The organism is Reyranella sp. CPCC 100927, assembly GCF_007859315.1.
Classification (GTDB): domain Bacteria; phylum Pseudomonadota; class Alphaproteobacteria; order Reyranellales; family Reyranellaceae; genus Vineibacter.
Genome location: NZ_VOHA01000030.1, coordinates 1 through 22,202 on the forward strand (window position 1 = coordinate 1; position 22,202 = coordinate 22,202).

The 22,202-nt window shown below is 67.5% G+C and carries 22 protein-coding genes and 1 pseudogene; 9 read left to right on the forward strand and 14 right to left on the reverse strand.

Translation table 11 applies throughout. From position 1 onward, the window contains the following. Positions 1-2,374, forward strand: a pseudogene (locus FQU96_RS37850) (chromosome segregation protein SMC); the annotation flags it as partial. A 90-nt stretch (positions 2,375-2,464) separates the two neighbouring features. Continuing rightward, positions 2,465-3,259, forward strand: coding sequence for an APH(3')-II family aminoglycoside O-phosphotransferase (locus FQU96_RS37855; protein ID WP_146546610.1), 795 nt, complete (start codon positions 2,465-2,467; stop codon positions 3,257-3,259). A 33-nt stretch (positions 3,260-3,292) separates the two neighbouring features. On the opposite strand, the gene FQU96_RS37860 is transcribed toward FQU96_RS37855, so the two are convergent. From FQU96_RS37860 to FQU96_RS37870, 3 genes are all read right to left on the reverse strand, one after another. Further along, the gene (locus tag FQU96_RS37860; protein WP_146546611.1) at positions 3,293-3,550 is read right to left on the reverse strand and encodes a hypothetical protein; all 258 of its coding nucleotides are present in this window, start codon (positions 3,548-3,550) and stop codon (positions 3,293-3,295) included. An 18-nt stretch (positions 3,551-3,568) separates the two neighbouring features. Continuing rightward, positions 3,569-4,384, reverse strand: coding sequence for a universal stress protein (locus FQU96_RS37865; protein ID WP_146546612.1), 816 nt, complete (start codon positions 4,382-4,384; stop codon positions 3,569-3,571). 183 nt (positions 4,385-4,567) lie between these two features. Beyond that, positions 4,568-6,418 carry an acetyl-CoA hydrolase/transferase C-terminal domain-containing protein gene (locus FQU96_RS37870; RefSeq protein ID WP_146546613.1) on the reverse strand — a complete coding sequence of 617 codons (1,851 nt, stop codon included), beginning with the start codon at positions 6,416-6,418 and terminating at the stop codon, positions 4,568-4,570. Between the two features lie 180 nt (positions 6,419-6,598). Here FQU96_RS37870 and FQU96_RS37875 point away from each other — a divergent pair, with 180 nt between their 5' ends. The 5 genes from FQU96_RS37875 to FQU96_RS37895 all read left to right on the forward strand — a co-directional run bounded on the left by FQU96_RS37875 (position 6,599) and on the right by FQU96_RS37895 (position 9,350). Next, the gene (locus FQU96_RS37875; protein WP_146546614.1) at positions 6,599-7,222 is read left to right on the forward strand and encodes a nuclear transport factor 2 family protein; all 624 of its coding nucleotides are present in this window, start codon (positions 6,599-6,601) and stop codon (positions 7,220-7,222) included. Between the two features lie 339 nt (positions 7,223-7,561). Next, entirely contained in the window at positions 7,562-7,981 is a 420-nt protein-coding gene (locus FQU96_RS37880; RefSeq protein ID WP_146546615.1) for a hypothetical protein, read from the forward strand. Positions 7,982-8,037: 56 nt separating this feature from the next. Continuing rightward, a complete protein-coding gene (locus FQU96_RS37885; RefSeq protein ID WP_146546616.1) occupies positions 8,038-8,637 on the forward strand; it encodes a hypothetical protein in 600 nt (199 codons plus the stop codon). 111 nt (positions 8,638-8,748) lie between these two features. Beyond that, positions 8,749-8,952 carry a type II toxin-antitoxin system VapB family antitoxin gene (locus FQU96_RS37890; RefSeq protein WP_146546617.1) on the forward strand — a complete coding sequence of 68 codons (204 nt, stop codon included), beginning with the start codon at positions 8,749-8,751 and terminating at the stop codon, positions 8,950-8,952. Beyond that, complete coding sequence (locus FQU96_RS37895; RefSeq protein ID WP_146546618.1) at positions 8,949-9,350, forward strand: PIN domain nuclease; 402 nt, start codon at positions 8,949-8,951, stop codon at positions 9,348-9,350. Before FQU96_RS37890 ends, FQU96_RS37895 begins: the two co-directional genes overlap by 4 nt. Before the next feature lie 116 nt (positions 9,351-9,466). Here FQU96_RS37895 and FQU96_RS37900 read toward each other — a convergent pair whose 3' ends face one another. The 9 genes from FQU96_RS37900 to FQU96_RS37940 all read right to left on the reverse strand — a co-directional run bounded on the left by FQU96_RS37900 (position 9,467) and on the right by FQU96_RS37940 (position 19,312). After that, the gene (locus FQU96_RS37900; protein ID WP_146546619.1) at positions 9,467-9,862 is read right to left on the reverse strand and encodes a 2Fe-2S iron-sulfur cluster-binding protein; all 396 of its coding nucleotides are present in this window, start codon (positions 9,860-9,862) and stop codon (positions 9,467-9,469) included. Beyond that, the gene (locus FQU96_RS37905) at positions 9,859-11,595 is read right to left on the reverse strand and encodes an FAD-binding protein (protein ID WP_146546620.1); all 1,737 of its coding nucleotides are present in this window, start codon (positions 11,593-11,595) and stop codon (positions 9,859-9,861) included. The genes FQU96_RS37900 and FQU96_RS37905 overlap by 4 nt, the downstream gene beginning before the upstream one ends. A gap of 176 nt (positions 11,596-11,771) precedes the next feature. Further along, complete coding sequence (locus tag FQU96_RS37910; protein WP_255468802.1) at positions 11,772-12,509, reverse strand: ABC transporter ATP-binding protein; 738 nt, start codon at positions 12,507-12,509, stop codon at positions 11,772-11,774. After that, positions 12,502-13,284, reverse strand: a complete 783-nt coding sequence (locus FQU96_RS37915; RefSeq protein WP_255468804.1) for an ABC transporter ATP-binding protein — start codon at positions 13,282-13,284, stop codon at positions 12,502-12,504. The genes FQU96_RS37910 and FQU96_RS37915 overlap by 8 nt, the downstream gene beginning before the upstream one ends. 152 nt (positions 13,285-13,436) lie before the next feature. Continuing rightward, entirely contained in the window at positions 13,437-15,317 is a 1,881-nt protein-coding gene (locus FQU96_RS37920) for an ABC transporter permease (protein ID WP_146546623.1), read from the reverse strand. A gap of 245 nt (positions 15,318-15,562) precedes the next feature. Beyond that, a complete protein-coding gene (locus FQU96_RS37925; RefSeq protein ID WP_178131041.1) occupies positions 15,563-16,669 on the reverse strand; it encodes an ABC transporter substrate-binding protein in 1,107 nt (368 codons plus the stop codon). A gap of 357 nt (positions 16,670-17,026) precedes the next feature. Next, the gene (locus tag FQU96_RS37930) at positions 17,027-17,539 is read right to left on the reverse strand and encodes a hypothetical protein (RefSeq protein ID WP_146546625.1); all 513 of its coding nucleotides are present in this window, start codon (positions 17,537-17,539) and stop codon (positions 17,027-17,029) included. 547 nt (positions 17,540-18,086) lie between these two features. Further along, positions 18,087-18,833, reverse strand: a complete 747-nt coding sequence (locus tag FQU96_RS37935; RefSeq protein ID WP_146546626.1) for an SDR family NAD(P)-dependent oxidoreductase — start codon at positions 18,831-18,833, stop codon at positions 18,087-18,089. Positions 18,834-18,958: 125 nt separating this feature from the next. Beyond that, entirely contained in the window at positions 18,959-19,312 is a 354-nt protein-coding gene (locus tag FQU96_RS37940; RefSeq protein ID WP_178131043.1) for an ROK family protein, read from the reverse strand. Positions 19,313-19,314: 2 nt separating this feature from the next. Between FQU96_RS37940 and FQU96_RS37945 the strand changes: the two genes are divergently transcribed. Beyond that, positions 19,315-19,443, forward strand: coding sequence for an SDR family oxidoreductase (locus FQU96_RS37945; RefSeq protein ID WP_178131045.1), 129 nt, complete (start codon positions 19,315-19,317; stop codon positions 19,441-19,443). 31 nt (positions 19,444-19,474) lie between these two features. Here the strand turns inward: FQU96_RS37945 and FQU96_RS37950 are convergent, their stop codons facing one another. Both FQU96_RS37950 and FQU96_RS37955 read right to left on the reverse strand, forming a co-directional pair. Then, on the reverse strand, positions 19,475-20,539 hold the full coding sequence (locus tag FQU96_RS37950; protein WP_146546628.1) for a tellurite resistance/C4-dicarboxylate transporter family protein: 1,065 nt from the start codon (positions 20,537-20,539) through the stop codon (positions 19,475-19,477). Positions 20,540-20,695: 156 nt separating this feature from the next. Further along, positions 20,696-21,772, reverse strand: coding sequence for an alkene reductase (locus FQU96_RS37955; RefSeq protein WP_146546629.1), 1,077 nt, complete (start codon positions 21,770-21,772; stop codon positions 20,696-20,698). Positions 21,773-21,914: 142 nt separating this feature from the next. Here FQU96_RS37955 and FQU96_RS37960 point away from each other — a divergent pair, with 142 nt between their 5' ends. Further along, positions 21,915-22,139, forward strand: coding sequence for a hypothetical protein (locus FQU96_RS37960; protein ID WP_146546630.1), 225 nt, complete (start codon positions 21,915-21,917; stop codon positions 22,137-22,139). The last annotated feature ends 63 nt before the right edge of the window (positions 22,140-22,202 follow it).

The window sequence follows — 22,202 nt, forward strand, 5'->3', positions numbered from 1 at the left end:
GGCCGTGCGCGCAGCGCAAGGCCAGGCCGCGGCGCAGGTGCGCGACGCCCTCGCCCGCGCCGAAGCCGACCGGCTGGAGTGTGAACGGGCCCGCGCCGCCGAGCGGATGGCGGCCGAGAACGAGGCCGCCAAGGTGGCCGACCTGGTGCACAAGGCGTCGGCGCGCGTGACGCGGCTGAAGGCCGAGGAGGCCGGCATCGCCGCCGCGCTGCGCTCGGCCGCCGGCAGCCTGTGGCCGCCGCTGATCGACGCGCTGACCGTGGCGCCGGGCTACGAAGCGGCGCTGGGCGCCGCCTTCGGCGAGGACCTCGAGGCCTCCTATGATCAAGGCGCCCCGCTCTACTGGCAGGCGCTGGGGACGATGGACGACACGCCGGTGCTACCTGAGGGCGCCGAGCCGCTGACGAGCCATGTGCAGGCCCCGGCCGAACTGGCGCGGCGGCTGCAGTTCATCGGCATCGTCGGCGATGAAGAGACCGGCCATCGCCTGCATGCGCAACTGAAGGCGGGCCAGCAGCTGGTCACGCGCGACGGCGCGGTGTGGCGCTGGGACGGCTTCACGGTGAAGGCCGGTGCGCCGACCGCCGCCGCCAATCGCCTGAGCCAGCGCAACAAGCTTGCCGAGGTCCGAGCCCAGCTCGACGTCGTGCAGGGCGAGCTGACCGCGGTGGAAACCAAGCACATCGCGGCGCGCGCCGCGGTCGAGGCGGCGCGCCAGGCCGAGCGGCTGGTGGTCGAGCGCTCGCGCCAGTTCGGCGCCGCGCTGGTCGAGCGCGCCCGCCAGGCCGAGCGCCAGCTGGTCGCGGCGGCGCAGGCCGAGGAACAGGACATCGTTGCGACGGCGCGCGAGAACGAGCGCGAGATCGTGGCGCGCATGCAGGCCGACGAGCAGACGGCCCGCCGGGCACTGGCCGAGGTGCGAGCGGCAACCGCATCCATGGTCGGCCAGGCCGAGCACGCCGCCAGCGAAACGCGCGATCGCGCCGTCGACGTGGCGCGGCGCACGGCCGCCCTCACCTCGCGCCTGTCGGCGGCCGACGAGGTCGCGGCCCAGGTGGGCGGCGAGATCGCCGATCTGGAGATGCGCCGCACCTTCCGCGAGGCACGCCGGTCGTGGATCCCCGACCCGTCGTCGGATCGCCAGGAGGCCGCCGCGCTGCGGGCCCAGCTGGCCGAGTTGCGCACGGCCCTGGTCGAGCGGCAGTCCGCCTGCGATACCCTGGCGCGCGAGACCGAGCTGCGGGCGCAACGCCTGCGCCAGATCGAGTCGGACAGCCTGGGCTGGCAAGGCCGCCTCGACGATGCGGCGCGGCAGATCGCGGCGCTCGACGAGCGGCGCGAGGCGCTGGCCGAGCATCTCGCCGAGCTCGATGCGCGGCCCGAGCAACTCGCCAGCCAGCGCTCGACCCTGGAAGACGACATCGCGACGGCAGAGGAGGAGCGCCGCACCGCGGCCGACCTTCTGGCCGAGGCCGACAACAAGCTCGAGGCGGCCGACAAGGCCCTGAAGCAGGTCGAACGTGACCTTGCCGAAGCGCGCGAGCAGCGGGTCCGCCGCGAGGGTCTGGCCGAGCAGACCGAGCGCGACCGTCACGCCGTCGTCGAGCGTATCGCCGAACGCCTGCGGCTGGTCCCGGAACAGATCCTGGAGGCGGCCGAAGCCCAGAGCCTCGAGGAGCTGCCCGACATGGCGCAGGCCGAGCGCCGGCTGGAGCGCCTGGTCAACGAGCGCGAGAGCATGGGCGCTGTCAACCTGCGCGCCGAGGAAGAGGCCGCTGAGCTCGACCAGCAAATCATCGCCATGACCGGCGAGCGCGACGACCTGACGGCCGCCATCGGCCGCCTGCGCCAGGGCATCGCCAGCCTCAACCGCGAGGGCCGCGAGCGCTTCGTGGCGGCGTTCGAGAACGTCAACCGCCACTTCCAGGAGCTGTTCACCAAGCTCTTCGGCGGTGGCCGCGCCGAACTGCGGCTGACCGAGTCGGAAGACCCGCTCGAGGCCGGCCTGGAGATCGTCGCCTCGCCGCCGGGCAAGAAGCTGCAGGTGATGTCGCTGCTGTCGGGCGGCGAGCAGGCGCTGACGGCACTGTCGCTGCTGTTCGCGGTGTTCATGACCAACCCGGCGCCGATCTGCGTGCTGGACGAGGTCGACGCACCGCTGGACGACGCCAACGTCGAGCGCTTCTGCGATCTCGTGGCCGACATCGCACAGCGCTCCGACACGCGCTTCCTGATCATCACCCACCACCGGGTAACGATGGCCAAGATGCACCGGCTCTACGGTGTCACCATGGCCGAGCGCGGCGTGTCGATCCTGGTCTCGGTCGATCTCGAGCAGGCCGACCGCGTGCTGGAAGGCACCGTCGCGGCGTAATCCCGGGAGCGCACATGGGCGGGCCAGAGGCCCGCGCTCCCAGGGGTGCCACCGCCTCCACGGCGTGGGGGCGGGAAGAAGATGAGCACCATGACGGCTTCCCTGGATGAGTTGCCGCCGGCGTGGCGGCGGCAGCGTCTGGCGTCCCATCGCTGGTCGCAGCAGACGATCGGGCGATCGGCGGCGGCCGTGTTCCGGCTGACCGCGGACGACGGCACGGTACTGTTCGCCAAGACGGAGCCGATCGACCCGTTCGGCGAACTGACCGGCGAGGCCGAGCGCTTGCGCTGGCTCGGCGCGCAGGGCATCGCCTGTCCACGCGTGCTCGCGGCCGACAGTACCGCCGACCGGCATTGGCTGCTGATCAGCGCGCTGGGTGGCCATGACCTTGCTTCATCGCCTCACCTCTCGCCGTCGGCGATCGTGGCGCTGACCGCGACCGCCCTGCGGGGCCTGCATGCGCTCGACATTGCCCGCTGCCCGTTCGATCACCGGCTGGATCGCCGCATCGCGATGGCACGGGAGCGCGTCACCGCCTGTATCGTGGACGACAGCGATTTCGACGACGAGCGCCGGGGCAGAACGGCGACCAGCGTCTTCGAGGAGCTCATGTCACGCCGACCCGCTGCCGCCGAGGACCTGGTGGTTACACACGGCGACGCCTGCCTGCCCAACCTGATGGCCGATGCCGGCCGGTTCAGCGGATTCATCGATTGCGGGCGCCTGGGTGTCGCCGATCGCTATCAGGACATCGCGCTGGCCTGCTGGAGCATCACGTACAATCTCGGCGCGGCGTGGGTTGCGCCGTTCCTGCAGCACTACGGCCTGCCTGACGCGGACGCCGATCGCCTGGCGTACTACCGATTGCTGGACGAGTTCTTTTGATGCCCTCCCCAGCGACGCTGGGGAGGAACCACATTACATCCCGGTCTTGGTCGGGCCCTGGCTGTCGGTTTTGCCGGCATCGAGTGACGCCAGCGCCTTCTTGACCTCGTCCAGCAGGTTCGGCTCGCCGCCGCCCATGCCCTCCTCGGTCGCGGTCTGCAGCAGGCGCGCATCGAGTTCCCACTGCTTCAGTACGGCGATCTTCTGATCGCGCGACAGGTGTGCCGCCCGCAGCACGTCGGCGGGGCGATCGAATTCCTTGGTCGGTGTCACGGTTGCGGACTTGGCCATCGCGCGGCTCCGGCTGTCTCAGTGTGAAATCAAGGTCGGCACGGTCATCGAGCGCAGCACGGTGCGCGTCGCGCCGCCGAACACGAACTCGCGCACGCGGCTGTGACCGTAGGCACCCATCACCAGCAGATCGGCCGCGTTGTCGGACACGGCATTCAGGATGGCGGCACCGGCATCGAGATCGCCCAGCGTGGTCTGCCGCAGCTCCGCCTTGATGCCGTGATCGGCCAGGTGACTGACGGCGTCGGCGGCACCGATGTCAGTATCGCTATCGCCGGCGGTGAACAGGACGACATGCTCGGCCCGCGCCAGCAGCGGCAGGGCATCGTGCAGCGCCCGCGCCGACTCGCGCGTCCCGCGCCAGGCCACCAGTACACGCCGGCCGTACGTGTCGAAGCTGCCGGTGTGCGGCACGCACAGGACCGGTCGCCCGGAGGACAGAGCAACCTGCGCCACCGGTGCCGACATGGCGCCGTCACGCTCCTGTCCCATCACGATGATATCGGCCGTCGCGCCCGCCGCGGCGATCACCTCGCCCGCCAGTCCATTGACGGTGCGCCAATCCCAGTTGACACGTTCCGCACGCATCGTCTGCTCGACCGCGTGATGCAACGCCTCGCTGCGCTTCTTTTCGGCATCGATTTCCTGCTGCACCAGATCCAGCGCCGGCGCGCCCATGGGTTCGCTGTAGAGACCGACCGACAGCGGTGCCTTCAAGGCATACAGCACGCGCACGCGCGCCTTGTCGGCGCGCGCCAGCGCCAGGGCCAGCGACAGGCGGTGGGAGAAGCGGTCATCCGCATCGGCATGCACCAGCAACGTGCGCAGTGTCATCTGACCCCTCCGGATCTCAGCGAGCACGACCTTTTGTTTTCAATTCAACGCCCGGACACGACCACGGTTCCGATCCCTTCACCTCGGGCGCAGCGAAGGGTCCGGATGGAAGCATGCTCCCGGAGCGCGCCCGGCTTGCTTTCCTCCTGACATGAGCGGGCGGGACGCCCGCGCTCCCAGGGGTCAGTCGGCGAGCACGGCGCGGACCAGGGTCCGCTGGATGCGGTCTCTAATCGTGGCGGCATCATGCAATCCCAGCCGCTCGAGGCACATGGCTTGTGACTCCGATATCGTGCCGGCGCGAAGGCCGCGCCAGAACAGGCGGCAGAGTGACGCAACGCTTGAGGATGCCGCCTTGAGCTGGGTCAGCGCCGGGATGAGACGCAGTTCGACCGGCGTGAAGTCGGTGCCGAACGGGAACGACGGCGCCAGGCCGCGCTCGCGCACCGGCGCCAGGGCGCGCTCGATCCGCGCCGGCGTGTTGTCGCGATAGGTGGCCGGGATCTGGTAGGCGGCGTCGATCTTGCCGGCGGCCTTGGCCTCGCGCAGCAGCGCTTCCTGAAAACGCGAATCGGTGACCTGCAGCATGGCCGCCACACATTCGCCGTCCGTCTTGCCGCGCAGGTCGGCAACGCCGTACTCCGTCACGATGATGTCGCGCAGATGTCGCGGGATCGTCGTGTGGCCGTAGGACCAGCGGATGTTGGAGAGCGTGCGATGGCTGTCCACCCGCGTGGCGTTCAGCGTGATGATCGAGCGCGCGTCTTCCAGCGCGAAGGCCTGGGCCACGAAATTGTACTGACCGCCGACGCCGCTCACGATGCGGCCATCCTCCAGGCCGTCGGAGACGACGGCGCCCAGCAGCGTCGCCATCATGGCGTTGTTCACGAAGCGCGCATCGACGCGCGCCCGACGCTTGCCGGCTTCGTCGCCGAAGAGTTCGTTGACGAAGCCCACCGGCGTCATGCGGATGCGGGCGCGCGCCGCGTCGGGCATCTCGCGCAGCGCCTGGTAGAACGCCTTGGGTCCGAGGAAGAAGGCGGCGTGGACCACGGCACCGTCGACCTCGCGGCTCAGGATGCCGTGCTTCATCAGGTCGAGGAAGCCGTCGACCAGCATCTCGGTGGCGCCGTACAGGCCTGATGTGAAAGGAGCGGCCTCGAACGGTTCAGGCGGCACGGCCGACAGACGCATGACCGTGTCGCGATAGAGCGCGTTCTCGCGCTGGCGCAGGATCAGCGCCTGACACACGGCATCGCCGACCGAGCCGATGCCGATCTGCAACGTGCCGCCGTCACGGATCAGACGCGCGGCATGGAAGCCGATCGCATATTCCGTGAGGCTGACCGCCGCCTTGGGCGGCGCGAACAGGGGGAACTGCGTTGCCGGGCTGTCGAGCATGTGGCTGAACTGCCGTGCCGGCAGATCGCCGTCGCCGATCATGAACGGCAGTTCCGCGTTGGTCTGTCCCACCAGCAGGAAGTTGGCGCGGCCGGCATCGCGTGCCGCCAGCAGGTCCAACGTGAGATCGGGATTGCAGCTCAGGCTGTAGCGCGGTTCGCCGTCGACCGTCCGCGGCGCCACCAGTTGCGCCACGACGTTGACGCCGCGGTCGAGCACGTAGCGCGCCGCATGGGTGTAGTTGGCCGAGATGTAGTCCTGCTGCGCCGCCGGCGCCGCGAGCCAGCGGCCGGCCAGCATGAAGAACTCGTTGACCTCGATGTTGGTCGGCAAGGTACCGGCGCGCCGGCCCGGCACATAGGCAAGATCGGGATAGCCACCGAACAGCCGCTCCGTGATGGGTCCCAGGAAGCGCCGCTCCAGGTCGCTGCCGCCGCGCGGCTTCTCCAGGGTGAGCGCCGTGAAGATGCGCAGCGTGATCGACGGGTCGGCCATGGCGCGCGCGAACAGCGCGTTCACCACATGGTTGGCCTTGCCCAGCCCCAGCGGCAGCGCCAACACGATGGTCTTGCCGACGGCAGCGATGATGGCATCGGCCAGCGCCGCGGGATCTTCATAACGGACCGGGTGCATGCGACTCCTTGGCGTCAATACGCGACCTCACCCCGAGGTTGGGGCCGGTGCGCGGACCATTCCGATCCCGCAGGATATCGCGGCGGGCGCTGTGCGCACCCGCATCATGGCGAGGGATGACGATAGGCCTCATATGCGGTAGCCCTGCCCCTGCTGGAAAAATACGGAAGGAGACCCGCCGTGCCGAATGATGCCTTGGAGAGGCTGGCGATTGCCGAGGTCGTGCAGAACTGGGCGATCTGGCGCGATGCCGGCGACTGGGAACGCTTCCGCACCGTGTGGCACGACGACGGCTGGATGACCGCCACGTGGTTCCAGGGCCCGGCCGAGACGTTCATCGAGGTCAGCCGCAGCGGCTTCGAGCGCGGCGTCAGCATCCTGCACTTCCTCGGCGGCATCAGCGTCGATCTCAACGACCACCGCGCCACGGCGCAGACCAAGATGACGATCAGCCAGCGCGGCCTGGTCGACGGCGTGCTGGTCGATGTCGTCTGCACCGGTCGCTTCTTCGACTTCTTCGCCAAGCGCAACGGACGCTGGGCGATCGTGCGCCGCCAGCCGATCTACGAGAAGGATCGCATGGACCCGGTGAGCCCCAGCGCCACCCTGACCCTGGATGCGACGCTGCTCGACAGCTTCCCCGAAGGCTATCGCCACCTCGCCTACCTGCAGACCAAGCTGGGCTTCACCATCAAGAAGGACCTGCCGCAGTTGAAGGGCGACGTGGTGGCCGACCTCTACGCACATGGCCGCGCCTGGCTTGCCGGCGCGCCGTCGGCGTTTCCCGGTGGTGGCCCGGCCTAGGCTGGCGACTCATCGCGGCAGAAAGGGCAGATACGGCCAGAAAGTCATTTCCGCTCCTGATTTCAAGGCGTTGCGAGAGGCGCTCGGCGTTGGCCAGGCGGCGGCCAGATGGGGCCAGTTACGGCCAGAAAGTCCCGGTGGTCCGACGAAGAGACGCTTCCTGGGTTCATTGGTTCGATCACCACGAAGCTGGTCCTCCTCGCACGTACATACAACATTCTCCAATGAAGAACAAGAACAAATTGGCAACTCAATGCCCGAAACGCGAAGTGAGGCATCGCCCATGTTTCGCCGTCTTCGGCCGCGATCTTTCAGCGATTCGACTGGGGAGTGATCGGCATGGAAGCGGTGGCATCGTGGATCGTCGGCATTCTGATGCTGACATTGCCCGTCGACTGGACCGCAACGAAAGCGGCGGCATGCCGGGACGTGCCCGTGGCGCAAGCCCCGACCAAGACGATGACCCAGGAGTGCATGGCGACGTTTGCCCGCGGCGAGTCGCAACTGACAGTCATCGTGTGGACGCCCCAGGTGGCGCGCGACGGCGGCCCGATGGCATCAGCCGAAAACCTGAAGGGCAGACTTCTGGGCAAGAACGTGGTGGTGAGCCGCACGTCGCACTTCATGGGCAAGCCCCAGGAAGTGCTGGTCACGGCGCTGACGCTGGAGAACCCGCGGGCGCACGTCCTCATCCATGCCCAGAAGATCACCACCCAGGATTTTCAGGCCGTGCTCGACCGGGTGAAGCTGGCCAAGTAGGCGTCGTTCGCCCGCCCCTCGCACGGCACATCCCTCGCCTGCGCTGAGGGCGCGCCATGGCCACGTACAGCGCACTGATCGTCGAGAAGGCGCGGCTGCCCGATAGCGCAACGCTATCCGACGCGATCGCCCACCATGGGGCGCGACTATCGTTTCCGAACGACTTCCGGCTCGACCGTCATCCCGGCAAATGGGTCCCCGTCAGGCTCGACGGCCGCGAAACCGGCTTCGACTACGGGATTGAGCCGCTGGAGGCGCTGATCGGCGGCGACAGCGACCTGCCGCCCCACCTGACGACGTTCGGCGATCATCTGCTGAGCTTCGAGGCCCGTGGACTCGATTCCGCAATGGCGGTAGCTCATGTGCAGTGGGCTCTGGCGGAGCGATGGCGCGCGGCAGGCTGGATCGAAGATACGCTTCTGACGTCGGATGAAATGGCCCGGGATTGCGAAGCGGTGGTGCGTACCCTGCCCGCCGCGCTGGCGCAGGCCGACGTGGCACGCCGTGCCGCCGATGCAGCCGGCGCTGCGGCAAAGCCGGCCGTATCGCTGCCCCCGCACCGCTGGCCGCGGACCTTGTTCGACAGGTTCATGATCGGGTGGTGGCTCACCTGCATCGCCGGCGCCCTGATCCTGGTCTGGTGGAAGACAGGCTGACGCGCCGGCACTGGCCTCTTCCGTCTCACCTCGCGGCGGTGAGTAGCCTGTGCAAGACGAGAGGAGATGTGTATACTATCGATGATCACTACACATCGCGACACATCACCGATGCGCACCAATATCGAGATTGATGACTCCCTGATGGCGGAAGCCCAAAAAGTTTCCGGACAAGCAACCAAGAAGCAGACGGTCGAACAGGCACTGCGCCTGATGATCAGGTTGCGGCGGCAGCAGGAAGTCGATGCATCTTTCGGGAAGTACCGTTGGCGCGGCAATCTCGCCCAGAGCCGCAAAGGACGAGGAACCGCGTGATCGTTGTCGACAGTAGCGTCTGGATCGACTTTCTCAATGGCCGGGATGTACCTCACGTCCGGCGGTTACGTGCAACTCTGGGCATGGATGAAATCATCGTCGGTGACCTCATGCTGTGCGAGGTTTTGCAAGGCCTCGACAACGAACGGGTGGCTCGAAACGTCGAAGCTTTGCTCAGTCGCTTCACCATCGCGCCGATGGCCGGCCATGCGATCGCCGTCGCGGCAGCGCGCAACTTCCGTTTCTTGCGCCGACGTGGCATCACCGTCCGCAAGACGATCGACCTGTTGATCGGTACATGGTGCATCGAGAATCGCCGGCCGCTGCTTCATAACGACAGCGACTTCCGTCTCATGACCCGCCATCTGGGACTGATCGAGGTGCCGACGGTTGCATGAAGCCGTGCCTTTGCGAGGCGACGCCCCTGGCTGATGCACTTACAAGCTCGTGCCACTGCCTCATATGGTCCCACTGGCCTTGCGATCGTTCATCGATCGGATATGGCCAGAGCGTCTTACGCCTCATCTTCTCCCTCCCCGCCCTCGCGGGATCCGGAGAGATCGAGCAGCCTTTCCTTGGCCGGTGCGATGTCGGTGACCAGGTCGCGCACCAGCGGCTTGTTGGGCAGCGGCCCGATCTCGTAGGTGTGCCCGGGCTCCAGCCGCGCCAGGCAGGCGTAGACCGTCTTGCCGTCGAGCCGCACCATGCACTCCTTGCAGGCATTGGCGTTGATGCAGGCGTAGCGGAAGGCCAAGGTGTCGTCGACATGGGCGCGCACCCAGCGCAGGCCGTCGAGCAGCGAGGCCGCCGCCGTACCGGGTATCGCATACTCCTGCAGGGTCGACCCGGATCGGGCGCAGCCGCGATGAACGCGCAACCGTATGGTCTGTTCAGTATCGGACGACGTCATGCCGTGGCCTCCTCGGCCTGGGCCGCGGACAGGTCGGCAAGGCGCTCGACCGGCTGGGTGGCGAGCGCCCAGCGTCCGTCATGCCAGGCGATGGTGTGGTTGAGGGTCCAGGCTTCGTCCTGGGCAGGATGGTCTTCGCGCTGGTGCGCACCACGGCTTTCCGTCCGCGCCAGCGCACTGCGCGCGACAGCCTCGGCCACCAGCAGCATGTTGCGCAGGTCGAGCGCGTCCAGCCGCACCGGATCCTGCGCACCGCCACCCGGCAATGTGGCACCGGCGCGCGCCCGCAGTGCGGCGAGCATGGCGAGCGCCTGGCGCAGGCCGGCGTCGCTGCGGAAGGGACCGACATGCGCCTGCATCGTGGCCTGCAGGTCCTCGATGAGCGCCGCGACATTCGGCTCGCGGGCCACGGACGTTGCCGGCGCCAGCAGCGCGAGCACCGGTGCGGCCAGCGTGCGCAGCACGTCGAGCGTCGGCGGCGCGACCCCGTCGGCGGCGGCAGAGCGGCCGGCGCGCAGACCAAACGCCACGGCCTCGGTGATCGCGTTGCCCGACAGCCGGTTGGCACCATTGGCACCGCCCACGGCCTCGCCGGCGGCATAAAGCCCGGGGACGTCGGTGGCCAACCGCGTATCAACGCGGATGCCACCCATGTGGTAGTGCGCGATCGGGGCCACTTCGATCATCTGTTGCGTCAGGTCGATTCCCGCCGCGGCCAGCCGGTCGATGATCGGCCCGAACGCCGCCCGCAATGCCGCTTCAGGCACGTGGCGGAAGCTCAGCCAGGCACCGCCGGCGGGTGAACCGCGGCCGGACTCGACTTCCTTGAGGATGGCGTAGGTGGCCGCATCCCGCGTGGTGGTATAGCGCTGGCCCTCGGCGGCGTTGCCGTAGCGCGCGACGAACTCCTCGCCGTCGCGGTTGAGCAGTCGGCCACCAAGCTTGTAGCGGAACGGATCCCACATGATCGGATCGAAGCCCACCAGCCGCGGCGCCAGGTGACCGATCGGAAAGAACTGCACGAACTCCATGTCGACCAGCCGCGCGCCGGCGCGCAGCGCCAGCGCAAAACCGTCGCCGCCCATGTTGAGCGACGCGCTGTTGCGACGGTACAGGCGCGTGAGGCCGCCGGTGGCGATCACCGTCGCGCCGGCACGGACGAGCACCGGTTCGCCCGAAGCCAAGTGCAGCGCGACGGCACCCACGGCGCGACCTTCGTGCAACACCAGGTCGACAATGACGAGATCGCCGACGCGGCGCACGCCTGGTGCGCGCACGACCTGCGTCCGCAGGGTCTTGGCGACAGCTGGGCCGGTGTTGAGATAGTCGACATACACGCAGCGCGGGCGATCATGGCCGGGCGCCTGAGCCTGCGTCAGGTGGCCGTCGGCGCGAGCCCAGCCGACGCCCCAACGGTCCAGCCGGCGAATCGCATCGACACCCTCCTCGCACAGCAGGCGCGCCAGGGGTTCGCTGCACAGGCCGCGGCCGGCCGCGAGCGTATCGCGCAAATGGTGGCGCCAGTGATCGGGCTCCTGCTCGCCCAGCGCGGCGGCCACGGTCATCTGGGCCATGATGGTGGCGCCACCGCGGCCGATGAGGCTGCGGTCGGCCAGCAGCACCCGGCGGCCGGTCTCGCCGGCAGCGATCGCAGCGCTCATGCCGGCACCGCCGGCACCGATCACCAGCACGTCGGTGTCGAGGATGTGGGGTGTTTGATTTTCGGTGGACATGTCGTTGGGTGACTAGCGCAAGGTCGCGGTCGAGCGGGAAAAATAAACCACAGAAGCACAGAGATCACAGAGGGGCACGGCGAAGACCAGATCGCACGCTGCGGCGATTCTCCTTGCGGTGGTTCGGTCCCAGCCGTCGCCAGCACCGTCGCGCCCGGCAGCATGCTCGACGCTCATCACGTCGCACCGAGATAGGCTTTCTGCACGGCCGGGTCGGCCGCAAGATCAGCGGCGCGGCCCTGCAGAACGACGTGGCCGTGTTGCAGCACGTAGGCGCGGTCGGCGAGTTCCAGCGCGATGCGCGCGTTCTGCTCGACCAGCAGGATGGTTTGGCCCGCTTCCTTCCAGCGGAACAGCACCTCGTAGACGGCATCGACAAACCGTGGCGACAGGCCCATCGACGGCTCGTCGATGCAGATGAGGCGCCCCCGGCGCAGCCAGGCGCGGCCCAGCGCCAGCATCTGCTGCTCGCCGCCGGAGAGCGTACCGGCCGGCTGACCGCGCCGCTCGGCCAGGCGCGGAAAGGCATCGAACACCGCGTCGAGATCCTGTGCGATCGCCACCTTGTCACGGCGGCGCGGATAGGCGCCCATCAACAGGTTCTCGTACACCGACATCTCGGGGAACACGCGCCGGCCCTCGGGCACGCTGGCGACGCCGAGGTCGATCACGTCGGCCGGCGGCCAGCCGTGGATGGTGCGACCGTCGAGCACGATGCGACCGCGCGTGGGCGCAACGAGGCCGAGCACCGACTTGAGCGTGGTCGATTTGCCCGACGCGTTGCCGCCGAGCACCGACACGACCTCGCCGGCATGCACGTCGAGGCTCACGCCGAAGAGCGCCTGCACGGCACCGTAATGCACGTCGATGGCATCGATCACGAGCAGTGGCGTGGCGGCAGAGGACTCAACCAAGATGGGCATCCGACTCGACGGGCCGCGTGCGGGCGCGGCCCAGATAGGCTTCGACCACCTCGGGGTGGTCCAGCGCCTGGGCCGGCGTGCCGGTGGCGAGCACGCGACCCTGATTGAGCACCACCACCCGATCGGCGATGCGGCGTACGAGCGAGAGCTTGTGCTCCACGACGAGGATACCGAGCGCGGGCTGCTCGGCGCGCAGCGCCAGCAGCAGGTCGGTCAGTTCGGCCGTCTCGCTGGGGTTCATGCCGGCCGCCGGCTCGTCAAGCAGCACGAAGCGCGGCTGCGCGGCCAGCACGCGGGCGATCTCCAACCGCCGACGATTGGCGTACGACAGGCTGAAGGCGGGCTGATCGCGCCGCGGCCACAGTCGCTCGCCGAAGCGTTGCAGTGCCGCCGCCGCGCGCGTCGCGGCCCGGGTCCGTCGACCCCGCCAGCCCGGCAGACCCAGCAATTCGCCCGCCAGCTCGGCCAACGGGTTGGCGAGCCGGCCGCCGCCATGGCCATCGCGCAACAGCCCGGCCTGAGTACCCAGCAGCACGCTGTCCCACACGGTGAGCGCCGGGAAGACGCGCGAGGTCTGGAAGCTGCGTCCCAGCCCCAGCCGCGCGATGCGCTCGGGCGCCAGGCCATCGATGCGCCGACCATCGAGCATGATGCGGCCTGACGTGGGCCGCTCCACGCCGCTCAGCAACTGGATCACCGTCGACTTGCCGGCGCCGTTGGGGCCGACCAGCGCCACCGTCTCGCCAGGAGCGAGGTGGAAGCTCACACCGTCAACCGCCTTCACGCCGCTGAAATGGCGACTCAGCCGCTCGACGTGGAGGCCGGCAGCGGCTTCACAGTCCTGGGAGCGCGGGCCTCTGGCCCGCCCGGCATGAGCGGGCGGGATACCCGCGCTCCCAGGGTCCGATCGAGACATGATCAACGCGCCCCCAGAAGGCCGTGAGGACGCAGCCGGAGCATGATCAGCAGCGCGACGCCGTAGACGATCATGCGCCACTCGGCGAACGGCCGCAGAAGTTCGGGCAGCAAGGTCAGCGCGAAACCCGCGAGCGCCGCACCCGTGAGATTGCCCAGGCCGCCGAGCACCGCGATGGTGAGCAGCAGGATCGATACGCCGACCGTGAAGCTCTCGGGACTCACCACGCTTTGTACATAGGCGAACAGGCCACCGGCCGTGCCCGCCAGCACGCCCGACAAGGCGAAGCCCAACAGGATGTAGCGGCGCACCGGCAGCCCGGCCGCATGGGCAGCCAGCCGGTCCTCGCGAATACCGCGCCAGACCCGACCGATACCTGAATCGAGCAGCCGCTGTGCGAGCGCCAGCGCCAGCGCCGCCACGGCCGCGATCAGCCAGAACTTCTGCACCAGACTGGACAAATTGAGCCCGCCCAGAACGGCCAGACGCGGCGCCGGTATGTTGATGAAGCCCATCGGTCCACGCGTCACCTCGAGCCAGGTCATGAACACGAGGTAGCCGATCTGCCCGACGGCAAGCGTGCCCAGCGCCACGGTGTGGCCGCTGAGCTTCAGCAGCGGCAGTGCGCTCGCCACCGCGACCGCCGCCGTCACCAGCGCGGCACCGGCAATCGCGGCCTCGGCCGGCCAGCCGGCATTGCGCGCCAGCAGGCCGACCGCATAGGCACCCACGCCATAGAATGCCGCATGCCCGATCGACAGCATGCCCAGCGCACCCGAGACCAGCGTCACGCTCGCCACGAGCAGCGCGAAGATCATGGCGTAGGCGACGGCCTGCAGAACGTAGGCGCTCTGGGTAACGGCAGGCAGCAGCGCCAGGACGGCGCCAACCGCAAGGAAGCCCCACGGCGGCAGGTCCAGCGTCCGCACCGCGCCGCGCTGGCTGGAGGCCGATGTCAGCACGCTGGTGCTCGGCATGGCACCCGCGGCGCCACCGGCGCCGCCCAGTGCATCAAGCCGCCGGTTGCCCAACAAGCCCTGCGGGCGAAACACGAGGAACACGAGCACGAGCGTGAACGCCACGAGATCGCGGTAGCCTTCGCCCACATAGGCGCTGGCCAGCGTCTCGACCACGCCCAGCAGCAACCCGCCCAGCACGGCGCCCGGCATGCTGGTGAGCCCACCGAGCAGCGCCGCGGCGAACCCCTTGAGCCCGTAGGGCAAGCCCATCTGCGGGAACACACTCTTGAAGTACAGCGCCACCAGGATGCCGCTGAGCGCGCCGAGCAAGCCGGCCAGCGCAAAAGCCATGCCCTTCACGTTGCCGGTGCGTACGCCGAGCTGCGCGGCGGCGTCGCGGTCCTGCGCCGTGGCGCGCAAGGTGCGACCGAGCCACGAGCGAGAGAGGAACAGCGTGAGCGCGACCGTGGTCACGGCGCCAAAGCCGAAGATCAGCAGGTCGGTGCTGGTCACGTAGGCGGCGCCGAAAAAGTAGGTCGCTTCCTCGAACGGCACCGGGAAGGCCTGGCCCTCGGGCGACCAGATGATCTCGGCGAGCTGATCGATGATGAGGCTGATGGCCAGCGTGGACAGCACCGGTGCAATGTAGGGCGCGTTCTCGAGCGGGCGCAGCGCCACGCGCTCGAGCAGCATGCCCAGCAGCGAGACGACGACGACCGACAGCACAGCCGCCGCCGGCAGCGGCAGATGCAGCACCGTCACGCCGCTGAAGGCGATGAAGGCGCCGAGCATGAACAACGCGCCCTGCGCGAAGTTGATGAGATTGGAGACGCCGAAGACCAACGTGAAGCCCAACGCGATCAGTGCGTAGACCTGGCCGATCGCCAGGCCGTTGACGACCTGGCTGGCGAAGAGTTCGAGCATGGTGGATCGCTATCGCGTGCGGCGTTGTCTGGGGCAGTGCACGAAGACCAACCACAGAGACACAGAGACACGGGGACAGCACGGAGAAGAACGCGTTGCATTCCTTCGACATGCATTGGTGTTTTCTCTGTATGACCTCTGTACTACTGACCTCCAGAATCGTCGCACACTGCGATGATTCCTCTCTTCTCCCCGCCTGCGCGAGGAGAAGGGAATGCCCGCCACTGTGGTTGCCTTCACGCTCATCAGTCGAGCAGGTGGAAGCCGCCGTCGCGTACGACGAGGAAAGTCGGATTCTTTTTCACATTGCCGTTCTCGTACTTGGTCACGCCGGTCAGACCCGGGTAGGCCGGCCCGTTGGCCAGTTCGTCCCGCACAGACTGGCCGGTCAGCGGCTTGCCGGACTGGATCACGCGGCGGATGGCAGCCACGCCAACGCCGGCGGCATCGTAGGCAAGCGCGGCGAACTGGTCGGGCAGGCGATTGTACTTGGTCTTGTAGGCGTCGACGAAAGCCTTCTTCGACGGATCGCCGGCGAAGAAGATGCTGTGCACCACCACGCCGTCGGCGGCCTTGCCGGCGAGCTCGATGAACTTCGGCGAGGTCAGCGGGATGCCGCCGCCCGCCGGGACATCGACGCCGGCCTGGCGCAGCTGCTGGATGAAGATCGACGCTTCCTGGTAAGGCAGGGCGAGGAACACGCCGTCCGGCTTGGCGGCCTTGATCTTGCTGACCAGCGGACGAAAGTCCTTGGCGCCCGGGATCACGGCCTCGGTCAGCAGCACCTTGCCGCCATCCTTCTCGATCGCCGCGGCCGTGGCCTTGACGGTGAACACACCCCAGTCGTCCTGCGAATAAGGAATGGCGATGCGACCGGCCTTGAGCTTCTTGTGGATGGTGTCGGCGTTGTACTGCGCCAGGATGTCATCCGTGTTGTTCTGCCGGAACTGGTAAGCGCTCTGGCGACTGAAATCAGGGTGCGACGACGTCGGGCTGATCTGCGCGATTTTGGCTTCGGCGAAGATCGGCGCCGCCGCCAGCGACGCCGTGGTGGACCATGACCCGATGGCCAGCACCACACCCGGCGCGGCGACGATCTTGCGCGCTACCGTCGCGGCCTCCTGGGGCGAGTTGCGATCGTCCTCGACCAGCAGCTTGACCGGACGACCGTCAATGCCGCCGTCGGCGTTGATCTTGTCGAGGTAGAGCTCCACCGCGTTTCTGAAGCTCGCGCCGTACTCGGCGAAGTTCCCGGACAGATGCGAGAAGAAGCCGATGGTGATCGGCTCGGCCGCCCTGGCGGCGGCCGACAGTGTGACAGTGATGAACGCTGCCGCGAGGAGGCGGGACAAGAGAGAACGCATGAGAAAAACAGGTCCAATAGCGAGCGGGACGGCGGCGCTGCACACGACTGCATGGCGGCGCCACCGAGGAGCCGGACCTTATGTTTTTTCAGCAACGGAACGACAACGCATGATTCTTAATGGTCACTTCAAGTTTTTCTTAACACACCCTTAAGGAAACGCGTGGGTGTCAGCGGCATCCACAACCGCCCGTCATGCCGTTTCCATCAGGACGATGACGCTGGGTGCGCCGCCCGCATCAGAAAGCCGTCGAGCAGACCAATGAAGGTCGCGGCCCAGGCGGCGAGCAACGGGCCGGATGTACTTCACGTCCCGGCGGTCGCGCGCAACGGCAGGTGATCCGCTCTAAGGGTGTTCGTCGTAGTACTTTTGGGCGATCTGACGTTTGGCTGCGTTGGGCGCGATGACCGACAGTCGGCCATCGAGCAGCAGCTTCAAGACCTGGCGCACCATATACGCGTCGTCGCCGAGTTGGACCCGCATGCGTCCCGCGGCATTGTTGAACAGGTCCATGTCCTGTCGACGCACGGGGTTGTCGGGAATCTGTTCATGCAGCGAGGTCACGAACCCCGCTTCCTTGAAACCGACCTCGCGCGTCAGCACGGCGCTCCAGAAACAATGCCTGAACGCATCACCCTCATCGTCTTCACCCGTGCGGCCGAAGATGGCGGCCTCCGTGTCGTACGCTTTCTTGGCCGTCGACTTCACTTTCAAGGCGACCCAGGGATGGGTGACGAAATAGGCCTCCTCGGCGAGAGTCACGCTGCGACCCATGAGCTGTTCAATTTTCTTCAGCAGAAAATAGCCACCCAACAAGGCGACCACAGTGCCAGCGGCAACTACCAACGGCGCGGCCATAGGATCTCCGAACGATGAAGCGTCGTCGGACACTGTCATCGCGGGATGACCTGTCGTCTTGGCCTTGGACGACACTTCGCCGCTGATTTTCCAGAGAAGAAGTGGGTCGATGGTAAGGGAACGGCACCAGCCTTACGCCGAGGCGCGAGTGCTACGTCGAAAGCGGTTCATCGTGTGATGGAACGCCATAGCCGTCGTCCTGACAGCCTGTGATTTTGAGCCCACGCCTGTCATCCCGAGCGTAGCGAGGGATCTTTTCGGCCGTGAACGGCTCATAAACCGCTGAAAGATTCCTCGCTACGCTCGGAATGACAGCATGGGCCAATAAAATCACAAGCTGTCAGGAAGACAGTGGCAGCCGACGCTTGCACGCTCCGGCCCGCCGGTCTCTGCGAGTGCTCCGTCGCGCCGTTCATCGCGGACGCATTCCCGATCAAGGCACTGCCTTCCGAAAGTTGGACTCCCGAGCACCGCCGACGCAACGACCGAAACGCCGGGCCGGCACGCCAAAGACGTGCCCTCGCCCTGATCTACGAAGAACAATCGCCTACAATCCCTGCGCACCGGCAACCGCGATCGTCTGGCCGGTCACCCACGATGCCAGCGGCGAGGCGAGGAACAGCGCGACGTTCGCCACTTCCTCGGGATGCCCCATGCGCCCGAACGGAATCGACGCCAGTGTCGCGTTGTAAAGCGTCGGGTTCTCGGTCTTCCGCCGGTCCCACACGCCGCCGGGAAACTCGATCGAACCGGGAGCGATGCAGTTCACCCGGACCCGGTCCACGGCATACATCGCCGCCTGCGTCGTGGTGTAGTGGATCACCGCCGCCTTGATCGCACCGTAAGGCGGTTGCCGGGCAGCGGGATGAAGCGCGGCGATGGAGGAAATGTTCACCACGCTTCCCTGTGATTGCTTCAGCGCCGGCAGTGCCTCCTGTGTCGCATGCACGATCGACACCATGTCGACGGCAAGGCTGCTGGTCCAGCCCTTATCGTCATCCGACGATCCGAAGGCCGATGCGTTGTTGACCAGGAGATCGACACCACCCAAAGCGGCGATGGCGTCGCGCACATAGCCGCGCACTGCCTCGCCCTGCGATAGGTCGGCACTGGCGGCATGGGCCTTGCGGCCGAGCTTGGCGATTTCGGACCGGGTTTCCTCCAGAGCCTTGCGGTCGCGGGCGCAGATCGATACGTCGCCGCCGCAGGTCGCAAAGCCCAGCGCGATCGCCTTGCCAATGCCCCGGCTGCCGCCGCAGATGATGGCCTTCTTACCCGCAAAATCGATGTTCATGGTGCTGCTGTCTCCTCGTCGTCCTGCCGGCTTCTCGGGCGCATGGACGCGCCATCGCCGCCGCATTCACCCATCATATCCGAAGCCAAGATGCCGGGGATCAGGCCTATTGGTGATACCGTCCTTCACATCTCGTTTTGCAGCTCGCCATAGCGCCGCAACACCAGAGTCACGGCTCCCATCAGTGGACCGTCCCCGGCAAAGCGCGCGGGTATGACCCTGACTCGGTGCGCCCGGCTGAGTTGCGCGCGTTTCAACAGCGTGTGACGCTCGTATGCGGCTTCGAGCGGTTCGAGCAGCAACTGCCCAGCCGCCAAGCCACGGCTGCCCACCACGACAACACCTGGATTGAGAATGGAGCCGATGATGCCCAGGCCCCGACCAGCCGCGTCGGCGGTGCCCGCGATGGCATGGCGGCAGCTGGTATCGCCCGCGGCGGCGCGTCCGATCACGTCGTCGATCGTCAGCGACCGGCGCAAGCGTGCAGCCCCAGTCGCTGAAGAAGACGCTGCTCGAGGAGGAGGTCGCGCGCGCCGCCCTCTTCCTCGCCGCAAACGACAGCCGCACGATCACCAGGCAATCGCTGATCGTCGACGCCGGCCTGCGCTGATCCGTACGCCAGGCTGGCAGACGAGACGCGCTCAAGGCACCGAGGCGCGGTGCGCAGCCCGCACCACGAAGCTGTCGAGCATACCAATGAAGGTCGCGGCCCAGGCGGCGAGCGCGATCAGCATGAACGCCTTGGACAGCGGCAACAGGAACGGCGCATCGACGATGCGCGTCAGATGCCAGCTGGAGACGGCGTACATGCCCAACGGAAAGACGCCGCCCCAATAGAGCGGATCGTAGGCGAAGGGCACACCGCGGATCAGGTAGCGCCACACGCCCAGCACCACGAGCATGGGGATCCACCAGCTGGCCACGGCCCAGAAGAACAAGGCACCGCCCTTCATGAAGGCCGCGATGTCGCCGACGACAGGCGACAGCGCGGCGTGCTCGGCCAGGATGGATCCGGCCAGCGCGGAAATCGCCACGGCCCCCATGTTGATCCAGTAGGTGGGCGTCAGATCCGCGGGCGACATCCGCACGAACGTGTAGCGGAAGAAGATCAGCGTCATGATCCAGAGATAGACGGCGCCGCCACCCAGCCACAGCACCAGTGCCGCGAACATCAGCGGCTGATGCAGATGCGCCGGCACCGCGTCCGGCAGGACCAGGACGGTCAGGATCGCCACCGACTGCGCCGCCACGACGATGACCAGCCAGCCGCCATTGAGGCCCTCGGCCAGGCTGGGCTTGTCGGCCTTGACCGTGAGCACCGCGAGAACGCCGTAGGTGACGACGGCCCACAGCGCCACCGCGACGATCCAACACACGATGGCCACATCGGTGGCCGCCAGCAGCAACAGGCTCTGCGTGCCGAACACGGCGGTGGCGGCCACCGCCGTGAAAAAGCCGACACCGCGGCTGTGGCTTGCGATGTCGGCGGCGAAAGCACGGGGATGGCGCAGGACGCGCGCCAGCGTCGCCGCCAGCAGCACGGCGAGAAACAGGGCGTTGAGCCAGAACAGGACGATCGGCACCAGCGCCACGCCGTGAAGATCGGCGGCGATCGACACGATCCCGGTGGCCATGACGAGCGCGTAGTAGGCGGGATGCAGGGTTTTCAGCTCATCGCGCCGACCACGCTCGAAACGAAGCTTCATGCCCCTGTCCCCACTGTCCACCGAACGCGCAACGATGGTGCTGCTTCGAGGCCGACGCCGCAGACGTCTGCCGCCAGCCTCGACCGCACCATATTCCCGTAACGCCGTCCGCTCCACGTGCACCTTGCACCGCTCAGCGATGCAGGCCCGTCCGGCCTAAATTGCCGGGCGGCTGTCGGCGAGGCGCGGGTAGTCGGTGTAGCCGCGCGCGCCGGCGCTGTAGAACGTCGACGCATCAGGTGGGTTGAGCGCAGCACCGCGACGGAAACGCTCGATGAAATCGGGGTTGGCCAGTGCCCAGCGCCCCACGGGCGCGATGTCGGCGAGGCCGGCCTCGATGTCGGCCATCGCCGCCTCGAGCGGACGGTTGATGCGGTTGACCAGCAGGGTCCGCGGCCAGGCGGCGCGGATGCGCTTCAGCAGCGCATCGTTGCCGCCATGCGCGATATGCAGGTAGGCGAGATCGAGCCTGGCGAGTTCCTCGACCACATGAAGGTAGAGCGCTTCATGGTCGTCGCCCTCGACGATGCCGCCCAGCCGCGACCCGGGCGACAGGCGAATGCCGGTGCGATCGGGTCCGATCTCGGCGGCGATCGCCGCCGCAACCTCGAGCCCGAAACGCGCCCGGTTCACCATCGAAGCGCCATAGGCGTCGGTGCGCGTGTTGGCATTGGGCGAGAAGAATTGCTGGATCAGGTAGCCGTTGGCGCCGTGGATCTCGACGCCGTCGGCGCCGGCTTCGATGCTCCTGGCCGCGGCATGGCGGTAATCGGCAATCGTGGCGCGGATCTCGTCCGCCGTCAGCATCCGCGGCGTTGGCGTCGGCTGGGGACCGTTGCGGGTGTGCAGCGTCTCGCCCGACGCGATGGCCGACGGCGCCACCGGCAGGCGGTGGTGCGGCGGGTTGTCGGGGTGGCCCATGCGGCCAACATGCATCAGCTGGACGAAGAGACGACCACCACGGCCGTGCACCGCCTGGGTGATGCGGCGCCAGCCCTCGACATGGCGATCGGTGTAGATGCCGGGCGTGCTCAGATAGCCCTGCCCGTCCGCCGAGGGCTGCGTACCTTCCGTGATCAGCAACCCGAGCGCGGCCCGCTGGCTGTAGTATTCGGCGGCGAGGTCGCCCGGCGTGCCGTCGTCCGCGGCCCGGCTGCGGGTCATCGGCGACATGGCAAAGCGGTGCGGCAGGCTGATGCGGCCGACCGTGATGGGATCCCAAACGCTGCTCATCGGTATGCTCCTCTGGACATGCGCGCCGTCCGGTCCGGAACAGCGCGTTGCATTGCCTGCCCATATGAGTCGTTCCGATATCGGATCGAAGATGCCATTGTTGAGATGGATCGTCTCGAAAGTGGGCCAATCATGGACCGCTATGACGCTTTCATTCGCGTCAACCCGCACGCCGAGGAACGCCTGGTCGGGCGCTGTTTCGCGCGACGAGATGCTGGTGGTAACGCCGCCGACGGTGCGACCGATCGAACTCAGGGCGCTGCATCGCCCGCGGTGGCTGGTCAATCCGAAGGTGACGGCGTTCGTCACCTTCCTGGTGGAAGCCTTTCCCGATCGGCTGCTGCAGAACTGGCAACCCGCCCGGTGAAGCGCGACCGCGTTCAAGAAGATGCGATCATCAGCGGACCCGACTTCTTAGGACCAATCAAAT

Bases quoted from the DNA above. Each gene is read 5' to 3' on its own strand.
- FQU96_RS37885 (WP_146546616.1), top strand. From the start codon at position 8,038: ATGGCCACGTACAGCGCACTGATCGTCGAGAAGGCGCGGCTGCCCGAT.
- FQU96_RS37890 (WP_146546617.1), top strand. From the start codon at position 8,749: ATGCGCACCAATATCGAGATTGATGACTCCCTGATGGCGGAAGCCCAA.
- FQU96_RS37865 (WP_146546612.1), bottom strand. From the start codon at position 4,384: ATGACACTGCGCACGTTGCTGGTGCATGCCGATGCGGATGACCGCTTC.
- FQU96_RS37920 (WP_146546623.1), bottom strand. From the start codon at position 15,317: ATGCTCGAACTCTTCGCCAGCCAGGTCGTCAACGGCCTGGCGATCGGC.
- FQU96_RS37905 (WP_146546620.1), bottom strand. From the start codon at position 11,595: ATGTCCACCGAAAATCAAACACCCCACATCCTCGACACCGACGTGCTG.
- FQU96_RS37935 (WP_146546626.1), bottom strand. From the start codon at position 18,833: ATGAACATCGATTTTGCGGGTAAGAAGGCCATCATCTGCGGCGGCAGC.
- FQU96_RS37950 (WP_146546628.1), bottom strand. From the start codon at position 20,539: ATGAAGCTTCGTTTCGAGCGTGGTCGGCGCGATGAGCTGAAAACCCTG.
- FQU96_RS37900 (WP_146546619.1), bottom strand. From the start codon at position 9,862: ATGACGTCGTCCGATACTGAACAGACCATACGGTTGCGCGTTCATCGC.
- FQU96_RS37960 (WP_146546630.1), top strand. From the start codon at position 21,915: ATGACGCTTTCATTCGCGTCAACCCGCACGCCGAGGAACGCCTGGTCG.
- FQU96_RS37870 (WP_146546613.1), bottom strand. From the start codon at position 6,418: ATGCACCCGGTCCGTTATGAAGATCCCGCGGCGCTGGCCGATGCCATC.
- FQU96_RS37880 (WP_146546615.1), top strand. From the start codon at position 7,562: ATGGAAGCGGTGGCATCGTGGATCGTCGGCATTCTGATGCTGACATTG.
- FQU96_RS37955 (WP_146546629.1), bottom strand. From the start codon at position 21,772: ATGAGCAGCGTTTGGGATCCCATCACGGTCGGCCGCATCAGCCTGCCG.
- FQU96_RS37855 (WP_146546610.1), top strand. From the start codon at position 2,465: ATGACGGCTTCCCTGGATGAGTTGCCGCCGGCGTGGCGGCGGCAGCGT.
- FQU96_RS37860 (WP_146546611.1), bottom strand. From the start codon at position 3,550: ATGGCCAAGTCCGCAACCGTGACACCGACCAAGGAATTCGATCGCCCC.
- FQU96_RS37930 (WP_146546625.1), bottom strand. From the start codon at position 17,539: ATGGCCGCGCCGTTGGTAGTTGCCGCTGGCACTGTGGTCGCCTTGTTG.